General features: G+C 67.7%; 18 protein-coding genes. 6 read left to right on the top strand and 12 right to left on the bottom strand.

What is annotated here, in order from left to right; translation table 11 throughout:
• Positions 1-17: 17 nt before the first annotated feature.
• Positions 18-428: an endonuclease domain-containing protein gene (locus tag ACG3SL_RS09400; RefSeq protein ID WP_448664869.1), complete on the bottom strand. Its 411-nt coding sequence runs from the start codon at positions 426-428 to the stop codon at positions 18-20.
• 197 nt (positions 429-625) lie between these two features.
• Between ACG3SL_RS09400 and ACG3SL_RS09405 the strand changes: the two genes are divergently transcribed.
• From ACG3SL_RS09405 to ACG3SL_RS09420, 4 genes are all read left to right on the top strand, one after another.
• Positions 626-1,105 (top strand): nuclear transport factor 2 family protein, encoded by a 480-nt coding sequence (locus ACG3SL_RS09405; RefSeq protein ID WP_448664870.1) that lies wholly within the window; start codon positions 626-628, stop codon positions 1,103-1,105.
• The gene (locus ACG3SL_RS09410) at positions 1,102-1,410 is read left to right on the top strand and encodes a DUF3088 family protein (protein WP_448664871.1); all 309 of its coding nucleotides are present in this window, start codon (positions 1,102-1,104) and stop codon (positions 1,408-1,410) included. The genes ACG3SL_RS09405 and ACG3SL_RS09410 overlap by 4 nt, the downstream gene beginning before the upstream one ends.
• Positions 1,411-1,534: 124 nt before the next feature.
• Complete coding sequence (locus ACG3SL_RS09415) at positions 1,535-3,454, top strand: acetyl/propionyl/methylcrotonyl-CoA carboxylase subunit alpha (RefSeq protein WP_448664872.1); 1,920 nt, start codon at positions 1,535-1,537, stop codon at positions 3,452-3,454.
• A gap of 382 nt (positions 3,455-3,836) precedes the next feature.
• The gene (locus tag ACG3SL_RS09420) at positions 3,837-4,289 is read left to right on the top strand and encodes a MaoC family dehydratase (protein WP_448664873.1); all 453 of its coding nucleotides are present in this window, start codon (positions 3,837-3,839) and stop codon (positions 4,287-4,289) included.
• Here ACG3SL_RS09420 and ACG3SL_RS09425 read toward each other — a convergent pair whose 3' ends face one another.
• The 8 genes from ACG3SL_RS09425 to ACG3SL_RS09460 all read right to left on the bottom strand — a co-directional run bounded on the left by ACG3SL_RS09425 (position 4,290) and on the right by ACG3SL_RS09460 (position 17,628).
• Positions 4,290-5,744 carry a flavin-containing monooxygenase gene (locus ACG3SL_RS09425; protein WP_448664874.1) on the bottom strand — a complete coding sequence of 485 codons (1,455 nt, stop codon included), beginning with the start codon at positions 5,742-5,744 and terminating at the stop codon, positions 4,290-4,292.
• 70 nt (positions 5,745-5,814) lie between these two features.
• A complete protein-coding gene (locus ACG3SL_RS09430; protein ID WP_448664875.1) occupies positions 5,815-10,041 on the bottom strand; it encodes a translocation/assembly module TamB domain-containing protein in 4,227 nt (1,408 codons plus the stop codon).
• Positions 10,041-12,224: an autotransporter assembly complex protein TamA gene (locus tag ACG3SL_RS09435; protein ID WP_448664876.1), complete on the bottom strand. Its 2,184-nt coding sequence runs from the start codon at positions 12,222-12,224 to the stop codon at positions 10,041-10,043. The genes ACG3SL_RS09430 and ACG3SL_RS09435 overlap by 1 nt, the downstream gene beginning before the upstream one ends.
• Before the next feature lie 68 nt (positions 12,225-12,292).
• Entirely contained in the window at positions 12,293-14,425 is a 2,133-nt protein-coding gene (locus ACG3SL_RS09440) for a malate synthase G (RefSeq protein ID WP_448664877.1), read from the bottom strand.
• Between the two features lie 53 nt (positions 14,426-14,478).
• Complete coding sequence (locus ACG3SL_RS09445; RefSeq protein ID WP_448664878.1) at positions 14,479-14,955, bottom strand: MarR family winged helix-turn-helix transcriptional regulator; 477 nt, start codon at positions 14,953-14,955, stop codon at positions 14,479-14,481.
• A gap of 191 nt (positions 14,956-15,146) precedes the next feature.
• A complete protein-coding gene (locus tag ACG3SL_RS09450) occupies positions 15,147-16,553 on the bottom strand; it encodes a coniferyl aldehyde dehydrogenase (RefSeq protein ID WP_448664879.1) in 1,407 nt (468 codons plus the stop codon).
• A gap of 24 nt (positions 16,554-16,577) precedes the next feature.
• A complete protein-coding gene (locus ACG3SL_RS09455; RefSeq protein WP_448665104.1) occupies positions 16,578-17,375 on the bottom strand; it encodes a prepilin peptidase in 798 nt (265 codons plus the stop codon).
• Positions 17,368-17,628 carry a hypothetical protein gene (locus ACG3SL_RS09460; protein ID WP_448664880.1) on the bottom strand — a complete coding sequence of 87 codons (261 nt, stop codon included), beginning with the start codon at positions 17,626-17,628 and terminating at the stop codon, positions 17,368-17,370. The genes ACG3SL_RS09455 and ACG3SL_RS09460 overlap by 8 nt, the downstream gene beginning before the upstream one ends.
• Before the next feature lie 89 nt (positions 17,629-17,717).
• Between ACG3SL_RS09460 and ACG3SL_RS09465 the strand changes: the two genes are divergently transcribed.
• Complete coding sequence (locus ACG3SL_RS09465; RefSeq protein ID WP_448664881.1) at positions 17,718-18,899, top strand: acetyl-CoA C-acyltransferase; 1,182 nt, start codon at positions 17,718-17,720, stop codon at positions 18,897-18,899.
• Between the two features lie 156 nt (positions 18,900-19,055).
• Here ACG3SL_RS09465 and ACG3SL_RS09470 read toward each other — a convergent pair whose 3' ends face one another.
• Positions 19,056-19,532 (bottom strand): SH3 domain-containing protein, encoded by a 477-nt coding sequence (locus ACG3SL_RS09470; RefSeq protein WP_448664882.1) that lies wholly within the window; start codon positions 19,530-19,532, stop codon positions 19,056-19,058.
• A gap of 96 nt (positions 19,533-19,628) precedes the next feature.
• On the opposite strand from ACG3SL_RS09470, the gene ACG3SL_RS09475 reads away from it, so the two are divergent.
• Positions 19,629-20,627: a 2-hydroxyacid dehydrogenase gene (locus tag ACG3SL_RS09475; protein WP_448664883.1), complete on the top strand. Its 999-nt coding sequence runs from the start codon at positions 19,629-19,631 to the stop codon at positions 20,625-20,627.
• A 36-nt stretch (positions 20,628-20,663) separates the two neighbouring features.
• Here the strand turns inward: ACG3SL_RS09475 and ACG3SL_RS09480 are convergent, their stop codons facing one another.
• Both ACG3SL_RS09480 and ACG3SL_RS09485 read right to left on the bottom strand, forming a co-directional pair.
• A complete protein-coding gene (locus ACG3SL_RS09480) occupies positions 20,664-20,831 on the bottom strand; it encodes a hypothetical protein (RefSeq protein WP_448664884.1) in 168 nt (55 codons plus the stop codon).
• 33 nt (positions 20,832-20,864) lie between these two features.
• Positions 20,865-22,268 (bottom strand): NAD(P)H-dependent flavin oxidoreductase, encoded by a 1,404-nt coding sequence (locus ACG3SL_RS09485; protein WP_448664885.1) that lies wholly within the window; start codon positions 22,266-22,268, stop codon positions 20,865-20,867.
• Positions 22,269-22,305: the final 37 nt, after the last annotated feature.

A 22,305-nucleotide genomic window follows, 5' to 3' on the forward strand; every position in this document is an offset into this window, starting at 1 on the left:
GGCGGGAGGGTGCTCTCCTATTCCTCCCCCAGCTCGGCTGGGGGAGGGGGACCGTCCGAAGGACGGTGGAGGGGCGCGCGCTCGCGCGCGGTCTCGCCAACCAGGCGCATCACCCCCTCAAGATTACCCAGGACATCCGCCGCCCGGACGCGCAGTGTTCTCACGCCCTGGCTGGCCAGCCACGCATCACGCCGAGCATCGCGCTCGGGCCGATTTCCACGTTCGTGCGCCTCACTATCTACCTCAACGCAAAGCTTGGCCGCATCGCAGTAGAAATCGAGCGAATACGGTCCTGCGGGATGTTGCTTGCGCCAGTGCCACTGGCCGCGTTCCCGGCGAAGCTGTTGCCACAACAGAACTTCAGGCAAGGTGAGCTGGCGCCGCGCTTCCCTGGAACGTCGGTACGATTTGCCCGTGCCCTTCAGCATATCGCCCGCCCCTTACCGCGCCTGCGGCCCGGCCCCTCCACCATGCTTCGCATGGTCCCCCTCCCCGAGACAAGCTCGGGGAGGACTGCGCCATCAAATTCCTCCCCGAGCTTGTCTCGGCGAGGGGGACCGCCGCGCAGCGGTGGTGGACGGGTAAATACCCCCGCGCCCTTAATTCCCTAAAAAAGGCCAAAGAAATGCTCCCCCTTCTCCTCGCCCTCGCCCTACAAACCACCCCCGTCGCCCCGATCGTGAAGGGCACCGCGCTCCCCCCGCCCGCGTCGGAGGAGGCGCAGGTGCTCGCCCCCGTCACTGCGCTGTTCGCCGCGATCACGGCGCGCGACGCCAAGGCCGTAGAGCCCCTGCTCCTCCCCGGCGGCGGCGCGATCACCGCGACCGAAAAGCCCGATGGCACGCGCAGCATCACCCGCACTCCCTGGCCGCAATTCCTCACCCGCTTCGCCCCCGGCGCCGAGCGGCTTGAGGAGCGGATGCCTGCCCCGGCGATCGAGATCGACGGCGACGTCGCGATGGTGTGGGGCGACTATGTCTTCCTGATCGACGGCAAGGTCCATCATTGCGGCGTCAACCATTTCGACATGATCCGCGAAGGCGGCGCGTGGAAAGTCGCCAATGTAAGCTGGTCGTCGCGCACTACCGGGTGCCCGGCGAAATGAGCCGCGACACGCTGTTCCTGCTCGACAATGACTGGGCTGACCCCGCGCTGGGGGGCGAGCGGCGCTTTTATTGCAAGGATTGCATGGTGATCGAGGGGCTGCTCGCCGCCTTCCCCGATCGCGCCGCCGCGATCGACGTGGTCCGCGTGCCCTGGCCCCGCCCGCGCGCCGCCGTGGTCGAGCGGCTGGGCGAGGCGAACCAGAACCTCCCCGCGCTGGTCTGGGACGGCGGCTTCGCGAACGAGATCGAGGCACTGCTCGCCGCGCTCGCCACCCGCCACGGCTTCCCCGAACGCCATCCTTGAGGGCCTGTCCTACATCCCCTGATTGTGCCTAGGCTGGCCGCATGACCGCCCCACCGCACGCCGCTATCTTCATGCCGCATAAGCGCGAACTTCGTGAATTTTTCGCGCGCCCGGAGAGAGTATCATGTTGAAATCGCTGCTCATTGCCAATCGCGGCGAAATCGCCTGCCGGATCATCCGCACGGCGCGCGCACTGAATGTCCGCACGATCGCGGTCTATTCCGACGCCGACTCGAACGCATTGCACGTTCGCCAGGCCGATCAGGCAGTGCATATCGGCCCCAGCCCGGCGCGCGAGAGCTATCTGGTCGGCGAAAAGATCCTCGCCGCCGCGCGCGAGACCGGGGCGGAGGCGATCCATCCGGGCTATGGCTTCCTGTCGGAGAATGCCGACTTCGCCCAGGCGGTGCTCGACGCCGGGCTGATCTGGGTCGGCCCGAGCCCCGACAGTATCCGCGCAATGGGGCTCAAGGACGCCGCCAAATCGCGCATGATCGCCGCCGGCGTGCCCGTCACGCCCGGCTATCTGGGCGAGGACCAGTCGCCCGAGCGCCTCCAGGCCGAAGCCGACGCGATCGGCTATCCCGTGCTGATCAAGGCCGTTGCCGGCGGCGGCGGCAAGGGAATGCGCCGGGTGGAAAGCGCGTCCGAGTTCGCCGACGCACTGGCAAGCTGCCGCCGCGAGGCCGCCTCGTCCTTCGGCGACGACCGCGTGCTGCTGGAGAAATACATCCTCTCGCCCCGCCACATCGAAGTGCAGGTGTTCGGCGACACCCATGGCAATGTCGTCCACCTGTTCGAGCGCGACTGCTCGCTCCAGCGCCGCCACCAAAAGGTGATCGAGGAAGCCCCCGCCCCCGGCATGGACGCCGAGACGCGCGAGGCGATCTGCGCAGCGGCGGTGCGCGCGGCCAAGGCCGTGGACTATGTCGGCGCGGGCACGATCGAATTCATCGCCGACGCCAGCGAGGGTCTCCGCGCCGACCGCATCTGGTTCATGGAAATGAACACGCGCCTCCAGGTCGAGCATCCGGTGACCGAGGAAATCACCGGCGTCGATCTGGTCGAGTGGCAGTTGCGCGTCGCGAGCGGGGAGGCACTGCCGATGCGGCAGGACGAGTTGAGCATCAACGGCTGGGCGATGGAGGCGCGGTTGTATGCGGAGGATCCGAGCAATGGGTTTTTGCCGAGCGTGGGGCCGCTGACGCATTTCTATGTCCCCAAAGGAAATTTGCGCTCTCCGATGCGGCTGGAAATGGGTGTCGAACAGGGGGAATCCATCTCTCCCTTTTACGATCCGATGATCGCCAAGCTGATCGTCCACCGCCCAGCGCGAGACGAGGCGCTGAAGGCACTCGGACGGCATTGCGGCGGAGTGCATAGCTGGCCGGTGCGCACCAATGCGGCATTCCTAAAGCGCCTGCTCGAAGATGGCGATGTCCGCGCCGCCAACCTCGACACAGGTATCATTTCCCGCAAGGGAGACACGTTACTTCCGCCGCTGGAGCCTACCACCGCAATGCTGGGTCGCGCGGCGCACACACTGATGCTGGCCGGGGCGTTTGCACAACCGGAGTATGAAGATAGCGACTCTATCGCAAAGCTGCCGATCTGGCGGCAGCCCAAGGGTTTCCGCCTTAACGCACCGGGGCGGTCGCCATCGCTTCGCGTGTCCGATGGAACTAAAGTTTATGAAGCGGTGGCAGACGACAGCTACGCCTACGACAAAACAGTAGCCGAGGGCCTGCTGGTGGCGTTGGACGGCGATACGCGGATTTTCACCCTCGCCCGCGCCGACGGCGCCACCACCGGTGCCACCGCAGACGGCGCGATCCTCGCCCCGATGCCCGGTCGCATCACCGCCGTGGACGTCACCCCCGGCGCCACCGTCGCCAAGGGCCAGCGCCTCGTCACGCTGGAGGCGATGAAGATGGAACACAGCCTCACCGCCCCCTTCGACGGCATTGTCGCCGAGCTGCACGCACAAGCCGGCGCACAGGTCAGCGAAGCCACGCTCCTCGTCCGCATCGAGAAGAGCGAATGACCGCCCCTCCCCGTCCCCCTGCGAAAGCAGGGGCCCAGGGCCACAAGCCGCACCACCCGCCACTCTGGCCCCCTGCCTGCGCAGGGGAACGGACACGCCGCGCCGTCCCCACCCTCTCCCCCACCCTTCGTCACCCTGAACTTGTTTCAGGGTCCAACGCGCCACGGGCAAACGCCTCGCCGGTGGAGGGCTGGATGCTGAAACAAGTTCAGCATGACGGCGGCGTGGGGCAACGCCCGCCCCAAGCCCCCCGCGTTCCCCTGCGAAAGCAGGGGCCCAGGGCAACACGCCGCACCGCCCGCAACTCCGGCCCCCTGCTTTCGCAGGGGAACGGCAAGGCCGCTCCCCATATCGTCCGCGAACAATACACGGAGACCCCCTGATGCCCGGCCGCTTCTACGACGAATGGCAGATCGGCGACCGGATCGAGCACGATCTGCGCCGCACCGTGACCGAGACCGACAATCTGCTGTTCTCGACCATGACCCACAACACCCAGCCGCTGCACCTCGACGCAGAGGCCGCGCGCGCGAGCGAGTTTGGCCAGATCCTCGTCAACGGCACCTTCACCTTCAGCCTGATGGTGGGGATCACGGTGGGCGATACGACGGCGGGCACGCTGGTCGCGAACCTCGGCTATGACAAGCTCGTGATGCCCAGCCCCGTGTTCATCGGCGACACGCTGCGCGCCTCGTCCGAAGTGGTGGAGATGCGCCCCAGCAAGTCGCGCCCCGGACAGGGGATCGTCACCTGGCGCCACGCGATGCACAACCAGCGCGATCAGGTGGTCTGCGAATGCCTCCGCTCGGCGCTGCTGCGCAGCCGGCCGGCATAATCAGGGGGCGGGCTCGTGGTTGGAGAATTCCATCTCCTCGTCGATCGACCCAAAGCGCAGCGCGAGCAGGTCGCGCGTGTAATTCTGGTTCAGCCGCCACGGCTTGCGGCTGCCCTGGCGCGGCAATGCGGGGGCGGCGCGCGTGACATAGCCGGAGGTGAAGTCCAGGAACGGCACCGGCTCGATCGGCCCGGACACCCGCGGCGTCACTTGCCGCACGCCCCGCCGCCGCATCGCGTTGAGCAGCCGGGTGACATAGGCGGCAGTCAGATCGGCCTTCAGCGTCCAACTGGCGTTGGTGTAGCCGAACGAAATCGCGAAATTGGGCAGGTCGGCGAACATCATGCCCTTGTACGTCATCGCCTGCCCCGCCTCGAACGGGGCTCCGTCCACGGTGATCGGCACCCCGCCGAACAGCTGGATCTCCAGCCCCGTCGCGGTCACCACGATATCGGCGGGCAGTTCGCGCCCGGACGCCAGCAGCACCCCGCCCGGCGTGAAGCGGTCGATCGTGTCGGTCACTACCTCGGCCTTGCCCGCCCGGATCGTGTCGAACAGGTCGGCGTCGGGCACCAGGCATATTCGCTGGTCCCACGGATTGTAGCGGGGCGTGAAGTGCGTCGCGACGTCATACCCGGCGCCCAGCTGGTCGCGCACCATCCCCACGATCCGTTCCTTCACCTTGGCCGGATGCTTGCGGGCAAGGCGGAAAACATATTGCTGGAGCAGTACGTTCTTCCACCGCGTGACCGCATAGGCGACCTTGGCCGGCAGCACCCTGCGCAGCGCGTTGGCGATGCCATCCTCGGACGGGCGCGAGACGACATAGGTCGGGGACCGCTGGAGCATGGTGACGTGCGCGGCGGCCTTCGCCATCTCGGGCACCAGCGTCACTGCCGTCGCACCGCTGCCGATCACCACCACGCGCTTGCCAGCATAGTCCAGGTTCTCGGGCCAGAATTGCGGATGGACAACGCGCCCGCCAAAGTCCGCCGCCCCGGCAAATTCCGGCGCGTGCCCCCGCGCATAGTTATAGTATCCGCTGCACAGGAACAGGAAAGCGCAAGTGAACCGCTCTTCCTCGCCGCCCCGGTCCACCGTCACGCTCCACAGTGCCTCGGCGGTCGACCACGCCACCGCCGTCACGCGGTGACCATAGCGGATGTGCCGGTCGATGCCGTGCTCGCGCGCAGTTTCCTCGACATAGCGCAGGATCGACGGCCCATCCGCGATCGCCTTCGCCTGTGTCCACGGCTTGAACCCGAAGCCCAGCGTATGCATGTCCGAATCCGAACGGATGCCGGGATAGCGGAACAGGTCCCACGTGCCCCCCATCCGCGCACGCCCCTCCAGGATCACATAGCTGCGATCCGGGCTGTTCGCCTGGAGGTGATAGCCCGCGCCGATCCCCGAAATCCCGGCACCGACGACAACCACGTCGAAATGTTCGCTCACACTGCCTCTCCCGCACTGCGTCCACTGACACGCATGTCAATATGCATCAGACGCGCGAACCGGGCTGCGGTCAATAATCCTTCGAATAGCGCAGGCTCACGCTCGATCCGCCGAACGATCCGGTCTGCGACAAGAGGCTGAGCGCGCGCGTGAGCGAAATCTCCAGCTGGGTCGCAGTGAAGCCGCGGGCATCGGTGATGATCTCAATATAGATGTCATCGGTGATGTACTTGCCCGCCGCGAGCGACGTGCCCCGCCCGGTCGTATCGTCCGCGCCCAGCACGCGCAGCCGGTCGATGCCGGTGGCGGACTTGAGCTGCCCCAGCGGATTGAGCCCGCCGCCGCTGCCGCGCAGCGAATTGACCGCAGCCGCCAGCTGGATCGCCTCGGTCGCCGACAGGTTGGTCACGTTGGTGCCAAAGAACAGCCGCGACAGCACTTCCTCCTGCGGCAGCGTCGGCGAGGACGAGAACGCGATCTGCGGCGCCTGCGCCGTGCCCGACACGGTCAGGATCGCGGTGATCCCCTCCGCCGTGGTGTTGGCCGAGATGTCGATCGTCGGGTTGGACAGCGCCGCGCCCTGGAACCGGATCGTGCCGCGCGAAACCTCGAACCGCCGGCTGGCAAAGCTGTACGTCCCGCGCACGATCTCCATGTTCCCGCGCACCACCGGGGCGGCGGTGGTACCGCCAACGACGAGCCGCGCGCTCCATTCGGATTCGAGCCCCATGCCCGATACGAACAACCGGTTGTTGGCGCGCAGCCGCAGGTTCAGGTCGAAAATGCCCGCCGGTCGTGCCGGCTTGGCCGCGCCGCCCTGGGCGTCCTTCACCACCTGGCTGCGGCGGCGGATTCCGATCAGCTCGGGCACTTCCGCGGCACCCTGGCGGATGATCTCGTACCGCGCCTCGGGGATGGTCAGGTCGCCCTCGATCTTCGCCTCGGTCAGCGATTTGACCACGCTGATCTTGCCCGTCGCGGTCGCGCCCAGCGCGTCGCTCCGCGCCAGCCGTGCATTGTCGAAGCTGGCGTCGATGTTGATCGGATAGCCCGCATCCGCCGACAGGCCCAGCCGCCCTTGCGCGGTCACGGTGCCCTCGCCTGCGCGCGCCGTCATCTGGTTCAGGATGAACTCGTCGTCGGAGAACCGCCCGTCGATCTTCATCGCCGTCAACTGCGTGCCGAACGTCTCGTTGCCATAGTTCAGGTTCTCGCCGCGCACGACGCCGGTCAGCGACGGATTGCGCACCCGGCCGGAGAAATCGGCTGCGATGCCGATCGGTCCGCTCAGATGCTGGTTGGACAGGCCCACCAGCGAGAAGGGCACCGCCGCCGGCCCGTTATACCGGATGCCGCCGGAAAGCGGCGCGCCCAGCAACCGCTCGGTCCAGCTTCCCGCACCCGCGCTCAACGGGCGCAGCGTCGCCACGACACGGCCGATCGTCGTTGTGCCGCGCTTGATAAGCGCCCGCGCATCGCCGCCATCGGGCAACAGCTTGCCGACAAACGCCACGTCCACCGGGGTCGACACGGTCGCCAGGCTCGATCGCGTGAACTGGTCGATGTTCAGCCGCGCATCGGCGCTGGGGAACGCATCGGCACTGGCCTGCGCGAAATCGATGCTGCCGCTCGCGGTGCCACCCAGGCCCAGCCCGGTGGTGAAGCCGTTGACGACCGACAGGTCGAGGCTGTCGAGCCGCGCCTGCAGCGCCATGCCCGCACCATAGCTGCCCGCCAGCCGCATGCTGCCCTTGTCGAAATCCAGCTGGGTGGGCAGCAAGTGATAGGTCCCGTCGCGCAGCGCGATGCGGGCGGGGTTGACCGTGTGGAAACGAATGCCGCTGCCCTGCCCCTGCAACGCCACCAGCCATTCGGTCGGTGTCAGCCGAGCGTTGGCGGCGAGATCGAACGCCACGCCGGACGAGCCGCTGGCGACCAGCTGCGCCGTGCCGTTGCCGCCCTTGTAGTCGATCTTGGCCCGCGCAGTCTTTAGCACGAACTGCCCGCTGCGCAGGTTCGCGACCTGCGCGTCGGCGACGATCTGGGGCGTGTCCTCCAGCACGATGCTGGCCTTCACCAGCGCGCGCCCGATCGTGAGCCCCGCATTGCCGGGGATCGTCGCATTCGCCGCCGTCGCATCCACATCGGCGCGCTGCAGGTCGCCCTGGGCCGCCAGCACCGCCGTGCCGGTCACACCCGATCCCTGGAACCGCACCTGTCCGGCGAACGGCCCCTGTCGCGTCTGCGTCAGCGCGCCGTCGATATCCATGCCGGCAAAGCGCGCGCGCGTGATGTCCACCGCCATCAACGCGCCGGTGCGCACCACGACATCGGCGTTGAACGGGCCATAGTCCGTCCCGCCTGTGGCCGTGACGGCATAGGCATCGCCCCGCCCGCGCACTCGGGCCTCCAGGTTGACCAGCCCGACGCCCAGCCCCGGCTTTGCCGCCTTCAGCAGCACTTCGGGCGCATTGAGCGTACCCGTCACCCGCGCGGTGAGCGGGCCATAGCGCGTCGATACGGCATCGGCATTGACCAGGATCGGCCCGGCAGGATCATAACGGCCCGACCCGCGCAGGATGCGGAATTGCGGCGCGCGCATCTTCAGGTCGTTGACGATCACCACACCCTTGGGGTCCAGCGTAACGCGCGCCGACGCCACGGCATTGCCGCCCAGGAAATCGCGCGCGCCTTCGTTCGTGATGCGCCGTGTCTCCACGCCCACCTGCCCGCGAATGCCCCAGCCACCGCCCGGCGCGGTGAAGAGCTGTGCGTCGGTCTTGAGGTTGACCACGCCGACGCCGTTGATCGCGTAATCGTTGATCCGCCCCTTCAGCGCGCCGGTATAGCGCCCGCTGCTCATGTCGGCGGCGATGATCGCCGTGGCGTCCACCCGATCGGAGCGCAGCCGCAGATTATCGGACAGGATCTGGTCGCCCGAAATCGCCAGATCGCCCTGGAGCGTCAGGTTGGTCACCAGTCCACCGGCGGCGGCGTTGAGCCCGGTCACCCGCCGCGCCTTTGCCCGGATCGGGACCAGGATGCGGTTCGAATCGATCCGTGCGCGTCCCTCGGCATAGAGCTGCTCGGCCACCGTTTCGCCAAAGCCCAGCGCGGCAGCCTGTAGCTTGTAGTCCACCACCGGCGTCGCGAACGGCCCGTCCAGCGCCAGCGCGGCGCGCACGGCACGGCCATTCACGTTGGGCGCGATCGACCCCGGGCGTAGCAGAACGGCGTTCACGCGAAGATTGCCAAAGCGATTGTTGCCCAGATCGACCAGCCCCGTCGCCTCGGCAGCCAGCGCGTCGGACTTTATCTTGAGCGTGGCGTCCGCCGTGCGGTTCTGCCAGCGCATGTCGAGCGCGACGTCCAGCTGCGGCGTGGTCAGCCGCTCGACGGGGCCCTTCAGGTAGAGCCCCGGATGCGTCGGCCCGCGCAACTGAAAGCGCCCGTCGGTTGCGGTGAGCACCAGGTCCGCCAGCGACGATCCGCCCAGCGTCGCCGCCGCGCGGCCGTCCCATTGTTTCCAATTGCCCTTGCCAGCGACAGTGACACCCAGCGGCGCGTCCAGCTTCGCGAGGCCCGTCACCAGCCCCTTCGCTGGGGCGTCGAGCTTCAAGTCGATGTCGAGCATGTTGCGATCCGGCACCGCATCGATGCGCAGTGCCAGCCGGTCGCCCCCGGCCACGCCGGGCGCGCTGATGGTCGCGCCATTCGCCACGATCTGTGCCCGCCCGCCGGACAGGTGCGCACTGCCCTCCAGCCGGGCGATATGCTGCTGCCCGCTCACCGCCGGCGCAATCTCGATCCGCGCGACCGACAGCTTTGCCACGTCGATGTCGATGTCCGGCAGGAGCGGCGCGTTGGGATCGCTCGCCACCGGCTTCAGCTCGGGCAGCCGTGCCAGCCGGATCAGCGGGCTGGTCGCGCTGCGCACGTCGATATGGTTGTTCATATAGGCGAAGGGCCGCCAGTCCACCGCAATCTCAGGCGATGCGGCAAACACGCCCTTGGTGTCCCGCACTTCGACATCGCGCAGCACCATCTTGCCGAACAGCGATCCCTCGATTCGCCGCACCCGGAAATTGAGCCCCGACGCCAGCGTCAGCTTGTTGATCTGCTGCGCCACCAGATCGCGGCCCGGCTGGGTGTTCAGCCCCAGCGCGACGATCCCCGCAAGGAGCACCAGCACGCCCAGCACGATCCCCACGCCCCGCGCAACGCGCCGCCACATGGGCGTGCGGACAACGACGGCTTCGTCCTCTATTTCAGCCACTTCGGGTGCGTCGGAGGCCATCAGAAGGCCTGCCCGATCGAGACATAGAGAGCGATCTTGGATTCTCCTGGCTTGCGCGCGATCGGGGTTGCCACATCGACGCGCAGCGGGCCGAAATTGGTGTAGATCCGGCCGCCGATGCCCGCGCCGAAGCGCAGGTTCTGCGCGGTCGGGTACAGCCCCTCATAGACTTGCCCGGCATCCAGGAACGGCACGATGCCCAGATTGCCGAACCGATACCGCGCCTCGATCGCGAACTCGTTGAGGCTGCGGCCCCCCACCGGCTTGCCGTCGGGCGAACGCGGCCCCAGCTCCTGATAGCCAAAGCCGCGCACCGACCCGCCACCGCCGGCATAGTACCGCCGCGAGGGGGGCAGATCGTCGCGCGCAATGCCGGGAATCGATCCCACCCGCGCCCGCCCGGCAATCACGATGTTGCGCGTGACGGGGACATAGCCCGTGCCCTCCAGCATGATCCGCGCATAGGGGCGCACCGTGCCGCGCACCGACGTTTCGGGGCTTACATTCGCCTTGAGCCGGAAACCGCGCGTCGGATTGAGCAGATTGTCCGAAATGTCATAGCCGACATAGCCGGGCAGCGCCGCGATCAGCCAGGTGCCGCGATCGCGCTTACCGATGTTGAAATTGTACCGGTCCTCGTTCGAGCCCACCAGTTCGGCGCCGTAGAAATAGGTCCAGTGCTTCTGCCACACCGGGGTGGAATCGCGCGACCAGCGGATCGACAGCGTGCCGGTGTAGGATTCATACGCAGTATAGTCGCTGTGGTTGACGCCTGCGGCGACCTGGAACGTGCGGTCGCGCTGGCCGGCATTGGATCGGCGGAACGTGCCGGTCACGCCCTGTTCCTGCGTGCCCAGCACCCCGGTCGCGATCAGCGCGCCTTCGGGCGGGAACAGGTTGCGGTGCGTCCAGCTCCCTTCCAGCCGGATGCCCTGCCCGGTGCTGTAGCCCAGTTCGCCCGCCAGCGTCCGCTGCCGCCCGGCCGTCTGGCGTACGCGCAGGTCGACGATCTCGGTCCCGTCCGGCCCCGGCTTGCCCGTGCGCACGGGCTCGACCGACACGGTGGAGAACAGGCTGGTCGCGATGAGCGCATCGCGCAGATCGTCCACGGCGCGACTGTCATAGATCTGGCCGGGCTTGTAGCGGCGGAAGACGTTGATGTGATCGACGTCGAACACCTGCCGGCGCCCCTCGGTCACCACCTGGCCAAAGCTGGCGCGCGGCCCCAGGTTCACGGGCAGCGTATAGTCGCCGAAATTGGTATCCTCGTCCAACAGGATGTCGCGGTCGCCCAGCGTGATGAAGGGATAGCCCTCCTGCGGCAGCCTAAGGCTGACATTGGCCTCCGCCGCCTGCACCCGCGCCGCCTGGATCGGGTCGCCGGGGTTCAGGTTGAGTTCGCGGTCGACCAGCCCCTCGGGTATCGTCGGGTCGCTCAGGATCGTCACCGTGCCCAGACGATAGACCTTGCCCGGCGTCGCGACGATCGTCGCGCGGACCGTGCCTGACCCCTTCGGCACCTGCTCGATGGTCGATACGGCGGTGGCGTCGTAATAGCCCATCGATTGCATCAGCCGCACCGCCAGCCCCTCGTCCTCGCGCGCGCGGGCGGCGACCATGGTAGCGTTGGCCGCCTTGCCCTCGCCCTGCTCCAGCGCGGACAGGCTGCGAAACTCATCGTCGAGGCGAAGCTTGTCGAGGCCTTCGACATGGGTGGTGTAGCGGATCGTCGCGACCTTGGCGTCATCGATGCCCTTGATCGTAACCGGCTCGACCTTGAACTCGGCCAGCGGCTGAAGCGGCTCGGCAAACTCGGGCGATTCGGCGGCGGGCGGTGGAAAGTCCTCGATCGCGTTCGCCACGGCCTGGGGCTGCTGCGCGGCATTGGGCGTTGTCGTCGCGGTGGTCGCGGGCGCCGATGCCGGTGGCGTGAACCCCTTGATCGGCTCCAGCGGGGCGTTGATGTCGTCGCTCAGCTTGGGCAGCGCGGCCTGGAACGCTTCGTCGGAGACGATCGGCTCCTGCTCGTCCATCGGCTCGGCTTCGTTCGCAACAGGCGCAGAGGCGCTCGCCGGCGCACCCTGCCCCGGCGATGGATTGGAAATCTGCGCATATGCCACGCCCGGCAGGAACCCGGTTCCCGCCAAAGCGGCGACCCACGCCGCCCTTGCCCCTTTGCTCACACGCCTCCTTGGCGGACCGTTAACACCCGGCCCTCTCTCTAGCGTAACGACCAAAGCAGCTTTTGGGTTCAAATCAAATGCCGACGGTCCGTCGCATTGCCGGACAACTTCTTCGCACGGGCACGAAAACGATGGAGCAACGGCTCGGTATAACCATTGGGCTGGGCCACGCCTTCGAACACCAAAGCCCGCGCCGCCTGGAACGCCAGGCTGGCATCGGGATCGGGCGCCATCGGCCGATACAGCGGGTCGCCCGCATTCTGCGCGTCCACCTTCGCCGCCATGCGCCGCAGCGCCGCCTCGACCTCCGCCGCGCTTGCAACCCCGTGCAACAGCCAGTTCGCCAGATGCTGCGACGATATGCGCAGAGTCGCGCGATCCTCCATCAGCCCCACGTCGTGAATGTCCGGCACCTTGGAACAGCCCACGCCCTGGTCGATCCAGCGCACGACATAGCCCAATATGCCCTGCGCATTATTGTCCAGCTCCTGCGCGATCTCTGCCGCGCTCCAGTTGCGCCCGGTCGCGACGGGAATCGTCAGCAGCGGCGCCAGCCCCGGCACGGCCTCGCCCGCTATCTCCCGCTGGCGGGCGAACACGTCGACGCGGTGATAGTGCGTCGCATGCAGCGTGGCCGCAGTCGGCGACGGCACCCATGCCGTGTTCGCGCCCGATTGCGGATGCGCGATCTTTTGCGCGAGCATGTCCGCCATCCGATCGGGCGCGGCCCACATGCCCTTGCCGATCTGCGCCCGCCCCGAAAGCCCACACGCCAGCCCGATGCGGACATTGCGGTCCTCATAGGCCGCGATCCACGCCGACGCCTTCATCTCCCCCTTGGGCACCATCGGCCCGGCGCGCATGCTGGTGTGGATCTCGTCCCCCGTCCGGTCGAGAAAGCCGGTGTTGATGAACACGATCCGGTCCTTCACGGCATCAATGCACGCCGCCAGATTGGCCGAAGTGCGCCGCTCCTCGTCCATCACGCCCACCTTGATCGTGTGGCGGGGCAGTTGCAGCAGGTCCTCAACCGCGTCGAACAGCCGGTTGGTAAAGCCGCATTCCTCAGGCCCGTGCATCTTGGGCTTGACGATATAGATCGCGCCATTGGTGCTGTTGCGGAACCGGCCCAGCCCGCGCACGTCGTACAGCGCGATCAGGCTGGTGAAAATCGCGTCCAATATCCCCTCGGGCGCCTGTTGCCCGTCCTCCAGCAACACCGCCGGGCTGGTCATCAGATGCCCGACATTGCGCACGAACAGCAGCGACCGCCCTTTCAGCGCCAGCTCGCCCGCGCCCGGTATCTGATAGGTCCGATCCGCCTCCAGCCGCCGCGTGACGTCCGCGCCGCCCTTGGTGAAGCGCTCCTCCAGATCGCCGCGCATCAGCCCCAGCCAATTGGCATAGGCCGCGACCTTGTCGTCCGCATCGACGGCGGCTACCGAATCCTCCAGGTCTACGATCGCCGTCAGCGCGGATTCGAGCAGCACGTCGGCAATGCCTGCGGGATCGGTGCGCCCGATCGGGTGCGCGCGGTCGATCACCACTTCGATGTGCAGCCCGTGATGGCGGAACAGCAGCGAGTCGCCACGATGCCCGACAAACTGCGCCGCATCGGCGAGCGGAAGCGTGCCGTGCGTGAAATCGGCCCAGCGCATGCCCTCCAGCGGCACCGCCTCGTCCAGAAACGCCTTGGCCGCCGCGATCACCGCCGCGCCGCGCGTCGCGTCATATCCGCCGGGCTCCGCCGCGCCCGGCAGTGCGTCGGTCCCATACAGCGCATCGTACAGGCTCCCCCAGCGCGCATTGGCCGCATTGAGCACGAACCGCGCGTTGAGCACCGGCACCACCAGCTGCGGCCCCGCCATGCGGGCGATCTCGTCATCGACGCCCTCGGTCGTGATCGTGAAAGGCGCCGGCTCGGGCACCAGATAGCCGATTTCGCGCAGGAACGCCTCCTGCGCAGCGGGTTCGGTCGCGCGGACAGGATCGGCTTCGCACCATGCGTCGATCTGCACCTGCAACGCGTCGCGCCGGGCCAGCAGCGCACGGTTTTCCGGCGCGAGGCGCGCGAGCAGCGCCGCCGCACTCCGCCAGAACCCCGCCGCGTCGATCTCCAGCCCCGGCAACACCTGCCCCTCGACAAAGCGGGCAAGGACATCGGCGACCTTCAGGCCGGCACGATCGACGAAAGCGGACATGGTATTCCTCCTACAGGCTCGTTCCTACGTCGCCTGGGGAGGGCGCATGACGATTAAGCCAACCGGGCGGCGCTAGGCAAGCCGTCTTCCAGTGCGCCCGCCGCGCGTTCGACACGGTCGAGCATCGCGCGCAGCTGGGCGCGTTCATCGGGCGTGAAATCGGCGAACATCCGCCGCTCCAGCGCAATCGCCTGCGGCGCGACCTGGGCATAGAGCGTCTCACCCTCGGCAGAGAGCGTCAGCAGATGCGATCGCTGGTCGCCGGGATTGGCGGTACGTGCGATCAGCCCGCGCTCGGCCAGCGCGATCGCGGCGCGGCTGACCGTTACCTTGTCCATCCGGGTGCGTCCGCACAGCGCCTGCTGGCTCATCGCCCCACCCTCGGCGAGCACGGCCACCAGCCGCCATTCGGGAATGCGCAGCCCGAACAGAGTGCGATAGGACGTCGCAACCGCGTCCGACACCGCGTTGCTGGCGATCGACAGGCGATAGGGGAGGAAGTCGTCGAGCTTCAAAACAGAGTTATGCATGCCGTAACCGTTGCAACTACCCACCGCCCACTGCAACTGACAACGCTGCCCAGTTGCAGATTTTGCAATGGTAGCGGTATCATTACGCACTTGCGGCATAGGCCGCTGCGATGCACAAGGAACGGGCCTTTCAGGCATCCTCTCCTAAACCTTTCAAAGGGTCGCCTTCGGGCGGCCCCTTTTTTTTGCCTTCAGCCCAGCTGGCGCCGGATGGTCTTGCGAGTCGCGTCCCCATAGGGCGGCTTCATCCCCGACAGCTTGCCGACATCGAGTCGCGACTGGCGGAACACCGCGCGCGCATGGCTGAACGTGCGGAACCCGACTTCGCCGTGATAGGCACCCATCCCCGACGGCCCGATCCCGCCAAAGGGCAGTTCCTCCTGGCTGACGTGGAAGATCACATCGTCCAGCGTCACGCCACCGGAAATCGTGCGGTCCAGCACCTGCCGCCGCTCGCCGGCATCGCGCCCGAAATAGTATAGCGCCAGCGGCCGGTCGCGCCGGTTCACTTCGCCGATCGCGCCGTCGATGTGATGATAGCTGCGCACCGGCAGGATCGGGCCGAAGATTTCCTCCTGCATCACGGTCATGTCATCGGTCGCGTTGCGGATGATGTGGAGCGGCATCTTGCGCGAATTGGCGGTCGTGAAGTCCTCGTTCGCCGGATTGACCACGATCACCTCGGCGCCGCGCGCGCGGGCATCGTCGATCCACCCGGCAAGCCGCTGGTAATGCCGGTCGTTGATGATCGCGGTATAGTCCGGGTTCGCCAGCACGCTCGGGTACATGCGCGACGCCGCATCCACGAGCCCGGCGACGACCTCTGCCTCCTTTTCCGCCGGCACAAGCAGGTAATCGGGCGCGAGGCACACCTGCCCCGCGTTCAGCATCTTGCCCATCGCCACCCGCTCGGTGACCGTCGCCACGTCTGCCGAACGCCCCACCACCACCGGAGACTTGCCACCCAGTTCCAGCGTCACCGGCGTCAGATTGTCGGCGGCGGCGTGCAGGATGTGCCGCCCGATCCCCGTAGCGCCCGTGAACAGCATGTGATCGAAGGGCAGCGCGGCAAACGCCTTGCCCGCCTCTGCCCCGCCGCTGACGAACGCCAGTTCCTCGGGCGCGAAATAGGCCGGGCACAGTTCCTCGAACAATGCGGCGACACAGGGCGTGTATTCGCTGGTCTTCACCATCGCGCGGTTGCCAGCGGCAAAGGCGCCCGCCAGAGGCCCCATCACCAGGTTCACCGGAAAATTCCACGGCGCGATCACGCCCACCACGCCCTTGGGCTGATACTCAACCCACGCCCGCGCGCCGAGCAGCCCCAGCGGAAACAGCACCGGCTTGCGCTCGCGCCGCGCCCAGCGATCGACATGGCGGATGGCGTGGCGCAGCGGGGCGATCGACGCGGCGATGTCCGCGATCATCGATTGCTCGCGGCTGCGATGCCCGAAATCCTCGCTCAGTGCGTCACAGAAGCGATCGGCATTGTCGGCGATCATCGCGATCGCGCGCTTCAGCCGATCCTTGCGTACCGCGACCGGCACCGGCAGTTCCGCCATGAACGCAGCGCGCTGGCGCTCGAGTATATCCTGCATCGCCCTCTCCCGTTTTGCGCGATGTCACTCGCTATCGGGCGCGAAGTAAAGCGCCGGCGCGGCGCGCGGCGCTGCCGTAGCGGCACCCAGCCAGCAGCCCCAGGCGGCAACGGCCAGCATCACCCCGAAGGGCAGCCGCATGCGCCCATCGATTCGCGTGCCGCGCAGCGCCAGCACGGCGACCACTGCCAGCCCGGTCAGGCTCGCCCCCAGCACCACCAGCGGCAGTGCCTGCCAGCCTAGCCACAGCCCAATCCCGCCCAGCATCTTGGGGTCGCCCCCGCCCAGCCCGCGCCGCCCGCGCGTGCGCAGATACAGCGCGGCGACCAGCCACAGCGCCCCGAACCCCACCGCGCCGCCGATCAGCCGCTCGACCAGATCGGGCGGAAAGCCGGTGAACAGCCCCTGCCCCAGCCCCGCCGCCGCCAGCGTGGCCGTCAGCGCATTGGGCAGCCAGAACGCCGCCAGGTCCAGCGCGGCGAGCGTCAGCAGCAACCAGCCGAACACCGCGCCCCACACGCCCTCGATCCCCGGCGCGGCAAACCCGGCGCTCATGCCCACCGCCCCGGCAAGCAACTCGACCACCAGATGCGACGGCGCGATCCGCGCCCCGCACGCCCGGCACCGTCCGCGCTGCAGGATATAGCTCAGCACCGGCACCAGCTCGTGCGCGCGCAACGCCCTGCCGCACCCGTCGCATGCCGATCGCCCGCGCGCCACCGACCGCCTCTGTGGCCAGCGCAACGCCAGCGTCGCGATGAAGCTGCCGAAAATCAGCCCCAGCCCGCCCAGCGCGAGTGCCCAATAGCCGCCGTCACTCATCCCCACGGGGCGCGCGCTTGCGGATCAGATAGCGATACACCCCGAACAGGTTGATGCAGAACAGCACCAGGTTCTGCGTCCATAGCGGCTCGTCGCCGGTCATCAGCGCGCCGGTGATCCAGCAGATGCTCGATCCCACGAACAGCGCGAAGCCCCATCCGGTCACCCGCCGCCCGAGGTCGAGCGATACCATGAAGCACGCGATGATTCCGCTGATGGACGCGGACCATTTCAGTATGTCGACGATCGCCATGCATGCCCCTGTCTTTGGCGGGGGCTCCCGGCTTTTGCAAACCGTCCCCCGAACGCCTAGATCGCGACCAACCAACGAGAGGAGCCTTTATGTCCGCCGATGCCATCGTCATCGCATCCTATGCCCGCACCCCGATGGGCAGTTTCCAGGGCGTGCTGACCGGCGCGACCGCGACCGAGCTGGCCGCCACCGCCGTGGGCGCCGCCGTCGAGCGCGCGGGGCTCAAGGGCAATGCGATCGAGCGTATCTATATGGGCTGCGTCCTCCCCGCCGGGCTGGGCCAGGCGCCCGCGCGCCAGGCGGCGCTCAAGGCCGGGCTGCCCGACCATATCGAGGCGACGACCGTCAACAAGATGTGCGGATCGGGGATGCAGGCCGCGATCATGGCCGCCGATGCGCTGGCCGCGGGCTCTGCCGACCTGCTGATCGCCGGCGGCATGGAGAGCATGACCAACGCCCCCTACCTGTCGCTTCGCCATCGCGGCGGCGCGCGGATCGGGCATGATGTGCTCAAGGATCACATGTATCTCGACGGGCTCGAGGATGCCTATGAACCCGGCAAGCTGATGGGCGTCTTTGCCGAGGAAGTGGCACAGGAATATCAGTTCAGCCGCGCGGCACAGGACGCCTTCGCCATCGCCTCGCTCGAACGCGCTCAGCGCGCACAGGCCAGCGGCGCGTTCGATCGCGAGATCGTCCCGGTCGAGGTGCCGGGGCGCAAGGGCGTGACGACGGTGACGGTGGACGAACAGCCCTCGCGCGGCGACGTGGCCAAGATCCCGACGCTGAAGGGCGCGTTCGGCGGCACGATCACGGCCGCCTCCGCCGCCTCGATCTCGGATGGCGCCGCTGCGCTGGTGATGACGCGGCTGTCGGTCGCCGAGAAGCTGGGCCTGACGCCCATCGCCCGCATCGTATCGCATGCCGGCCACGCCCATGCCCCCGCGCGCTTCACCACCGCGCCCGTGTTCGCGATGCACAAGGCGCTGGAGAAGGCCGGCTGGACCACCGCCGATGTCGACCTGTTCGAAGTGAACGAGGCCTTTGCCTGCGTCGCGATGATCGCGATGAAGGAAATGGGTATCGATCATTCGGTGCTCAACATCCATGGCGGCGCCTGCGCGCTGGGCCACCCGATCGGCGCCAGCGGCGCGCGCATCCTCACGACGTTGCTCTCGGCGCTGGAGACCACGGGCCAGAAGCGCGGCCTCGCCTCGCTGTGCATCGGCGGCGGCGAAGCGACGGCGATGGCGGTGGAATTGCTGGACTGAGAGCCGGGCCCTCACCCTCCCACCGCTACGCGGCGGGCCCCTCCCTCTCCCGCATGCGGGAGAGGGGTTTGAAAGGAATCCCCTGCCGCCCGCAATAGCCCTCTCCCGCAAGCGGGAGAGGGTTGGGTGAGGGCCTTCTTCTTCTTCCCCGAAACCCTACCGCACCACCTCGCCCGGCTCCGTCCCCCAGATGTGCGACTGCTCGACATAGCCGCCGCGTCCGCGCACGTCGAACCAGCACCAGCCGTCGGCGCATCGGCTGATACGCCCGACCACCCCCGGCGCCGCGCGCCAGTTGATCGGGGCGTTGAAGCGCGGTGCGGCGCGGAGTTCGGTGACCGCGCCGGTCACGATCGCGCTGCGCTTGTCATCCAGCAGGTTGCGCAGCATCCACCCCTGGGTGCCGTCGGGGTCCTCGACCTTGCGCCACTCATTATACTCGCCGATCACGCGGACCGGCAGATCCTTGCGCCGATACAGCCAGCTTGCCGGATAGTTGCGCCCGGGCCCGGTGCGCATCCGTGCCTTTTCCGCGTTGATCGACGCGAAATAGGGCGCCTTGCGCTGCGCCCACGCGGGCACGCCCAGCGACAGCGCTGCTCCGCCCAGCAAGAGCCAACCCCAGAAACGCATGCAAACCCCTTGTAAGAACCGCTCCAGCCCTAGCGCACGCGGCGCCCGCGCGACAAGCGCGTTGACTGCCGCCGCGTCGGGGGTCAATCCAGGCGCATGGAGCCTGCGAACCGCCCCGCCCGCCCGCGCGTGTCCGTCACGCGCGCGCTTCCCGACCGCGTCGAGGCGCGCATGGCCGAACTGTTCGATGCAGTGCCCAATCGCGGCGACGTGCCCATGGATCGCGATGCGCTGTCGGCGGCGATGGCCGATTGCGACGTGCTGGTCCCCACCGTCACCGATCGCATCGACGGCGACCTGATCCGTGGCGCGCCGGACCGGCTGCGCCTGATCGCCAATTACGGCGCCGGGGTGGGCCATATCGACCTTGCGGCGGCGCGCGCACGCGGCATCCTGGTCACCAACACGCCCGGCGTGCTGACCGAAGACACCGCCGACATGGCGATGGCGCTGATCCTCGCCACGCCGCGCCGGCTGGTCGAGGGGGACAAGCTGGTCCGCTCCGGCGATTGGACCGGCTGGAGCCCCACCGGCATGCGCGGGCACCGCATCGGCGGGCGCAAGCTGGGCATCCTCGGCATGGGCCGCATCGGCCAGGCCGTGGCGGCGCGGGCGCGGGCGTTCGGGCTGCAAATCCATTATCACGCCCGCCACCGCGTGGCTGAAGTGCTGGAGGCGCAGCTTGGCGCGACGTTCCACGCCGATCTCGATGCGATGCTGGCGGCGGTCGACATACTGACGATCCACACGCCGCACACCGCCGCTACTGCCGGGCTGGTCGACGCCCGCCGCCTCGACCTGCTCGGGCCCGAAGGCTGGCTCATCAACACCGCGCGCGGCGAGATCGTCGATCCGGAGGCGTTGGTGGTGGCGCTGGAGACAGGCCGCATCGCCGGCGCGGGGCTCGACGTCTATGTCGGCGAACCCGCCGTCGATCCCCGGCTGTTCCCGCTCCAGAACGTAACCCTCCTCCCCCACCTCGCCTCCGCCACCTTCGAGGCGCGCGAGGCGACGGGGATGAAAGTCATCGCCAGCATCCGTACCTGGTCCGACGGCCATCGCCCGCTGGACCAGGTACTGGAAGGCTGGCTCTAAAGGCCCCCGCTCCCCTGCGAACGCAGGGGCCCAGGGTCACAGGCGACGCGCTTCCGCACCGCGCGATGGCATGAAAAATACGCCGTCATCCTGACGAAAGTCAGGATCCATTCGGTGCTCCGCCTGCGCTTTTTCGCGCAGCGGATCGGAAAATGGATCCCGGCCTGCGCCGGGATGACGGAATTTATGCTGCCCAACGGCCATATGCGCCCCCACTTTCGCGGGAGGAACAACCGTTTAATCCCCCGTCAGGATACGATCCACCAGCTGCTTCACCGTCGGCACGAAACCGTTCGAATAGAACGGATCGCGTTTGAAGTTGTACGCGCCGTGCCCTGCGAACATCAGGTTCTGGTCCACCGGCCCGCCATGGGCGATGTCCTGCAACGTCTTCTGGATGCAGAAGCTGCGCGGATCGGCCAGCCGCCCCGTGGAATTGGTCTCGGTGTCGGCCCAGGACGAGAACTGGCACTGGCTGAGGCAGCCCATGCAGTCGGCCTGGTCCTTACGGATGACCTGCTGGTCTTCCGGCGTCACGAACACCAGCGTGTTGTCCGGCGTCTTGAGCGCGCTGGTGAAGCCCAGCCCGAACCATTCGCGCGCGCGCAACAGGTCGTTGCGCGTCACCCAGAAGTTCTTGCCCTTGACCCCCACGTCGAGCTGAAACGTGTGGTCCCCCGCCGCTTCGGTCGAATAGGGGATCTGGCGCTCCGAGCGCGCTTCCAGGTGGCGCAGGAACGGATTGCGCACCGCCGACGAATAGAATCCGGTCGGCGAGAAGCGGTGGAGCAGGATGTCGCCTTCCTCCAGCGTCATCAGCGCGTTCTTCCACGCCTCTGGAATCGGGCTTTCCTTGGTGAGCAGCGGTCGCGTGCCGAACTGGAAGGCGATCTTGCCCAGCTCGGGATTGTCGATCCAGTCGCTCCAGTCGCGCAGGAACCACACGCCGCCCGCCATCACGATCGGCACTTCGTCCGAAATCCCGCCCTCACGCATCGTCGCGCGCAGCTCGCGGACGCGCGGATACGGGTCCTGCGGGACCAGCGGGTCCTCGGCATTGGACAGGCCGTTGTGTCCGCCGGCCAGCCACGGGTCTTCATAGACCACGGCGCCCAGCCATTCCGAAGCCTTGGAATAGGCGCGCTTCCACAGCGCGCGGAATGCCCGGCCCGAGCTGACGATCGGCAGGTAATGAACATTGTACGACGCGGCGATCTCGCTCAGCTTGTACGGCATCCCCGCGCCACAGGTGACGCCCGCCACCATGCCGCGCGTCCGTTCCAGCACGCCGTGCAGCACGCGCTGCGCACCGCCCATTTCCCACAGCACGTTGATGTTGATCGCGCCCTTGCCACCGGCAATGTCGTGCGCGCGCTTCACCTGTTCGACCGCGCCTTCGATTGCGTATTCGATCAGTTCCTCATGCCGCTCGCGCCGCGTCAGCGCGCGATAGATTTGCGGGATGATCTTGCCGTCCGCGTCATAGCTGTCGGCATTCACCGCCGAAACCGTGCCGATACCGCCCGCAGCGGCCCATGCGCCGGCGCTGGCGTGGTTGGTGGCGGCGACGCCCTTTCCTCCCTCCACCAGCGGCCAGACTTCACGGCCGTTATAGTTGATGGGCGTAAGACCCTTGAACACGCTACCTCCAGCTGAAAAATCCGCGCCGACCTAGACC

The organism is Sphingomonas degradans (assembly GCF_053502645.1).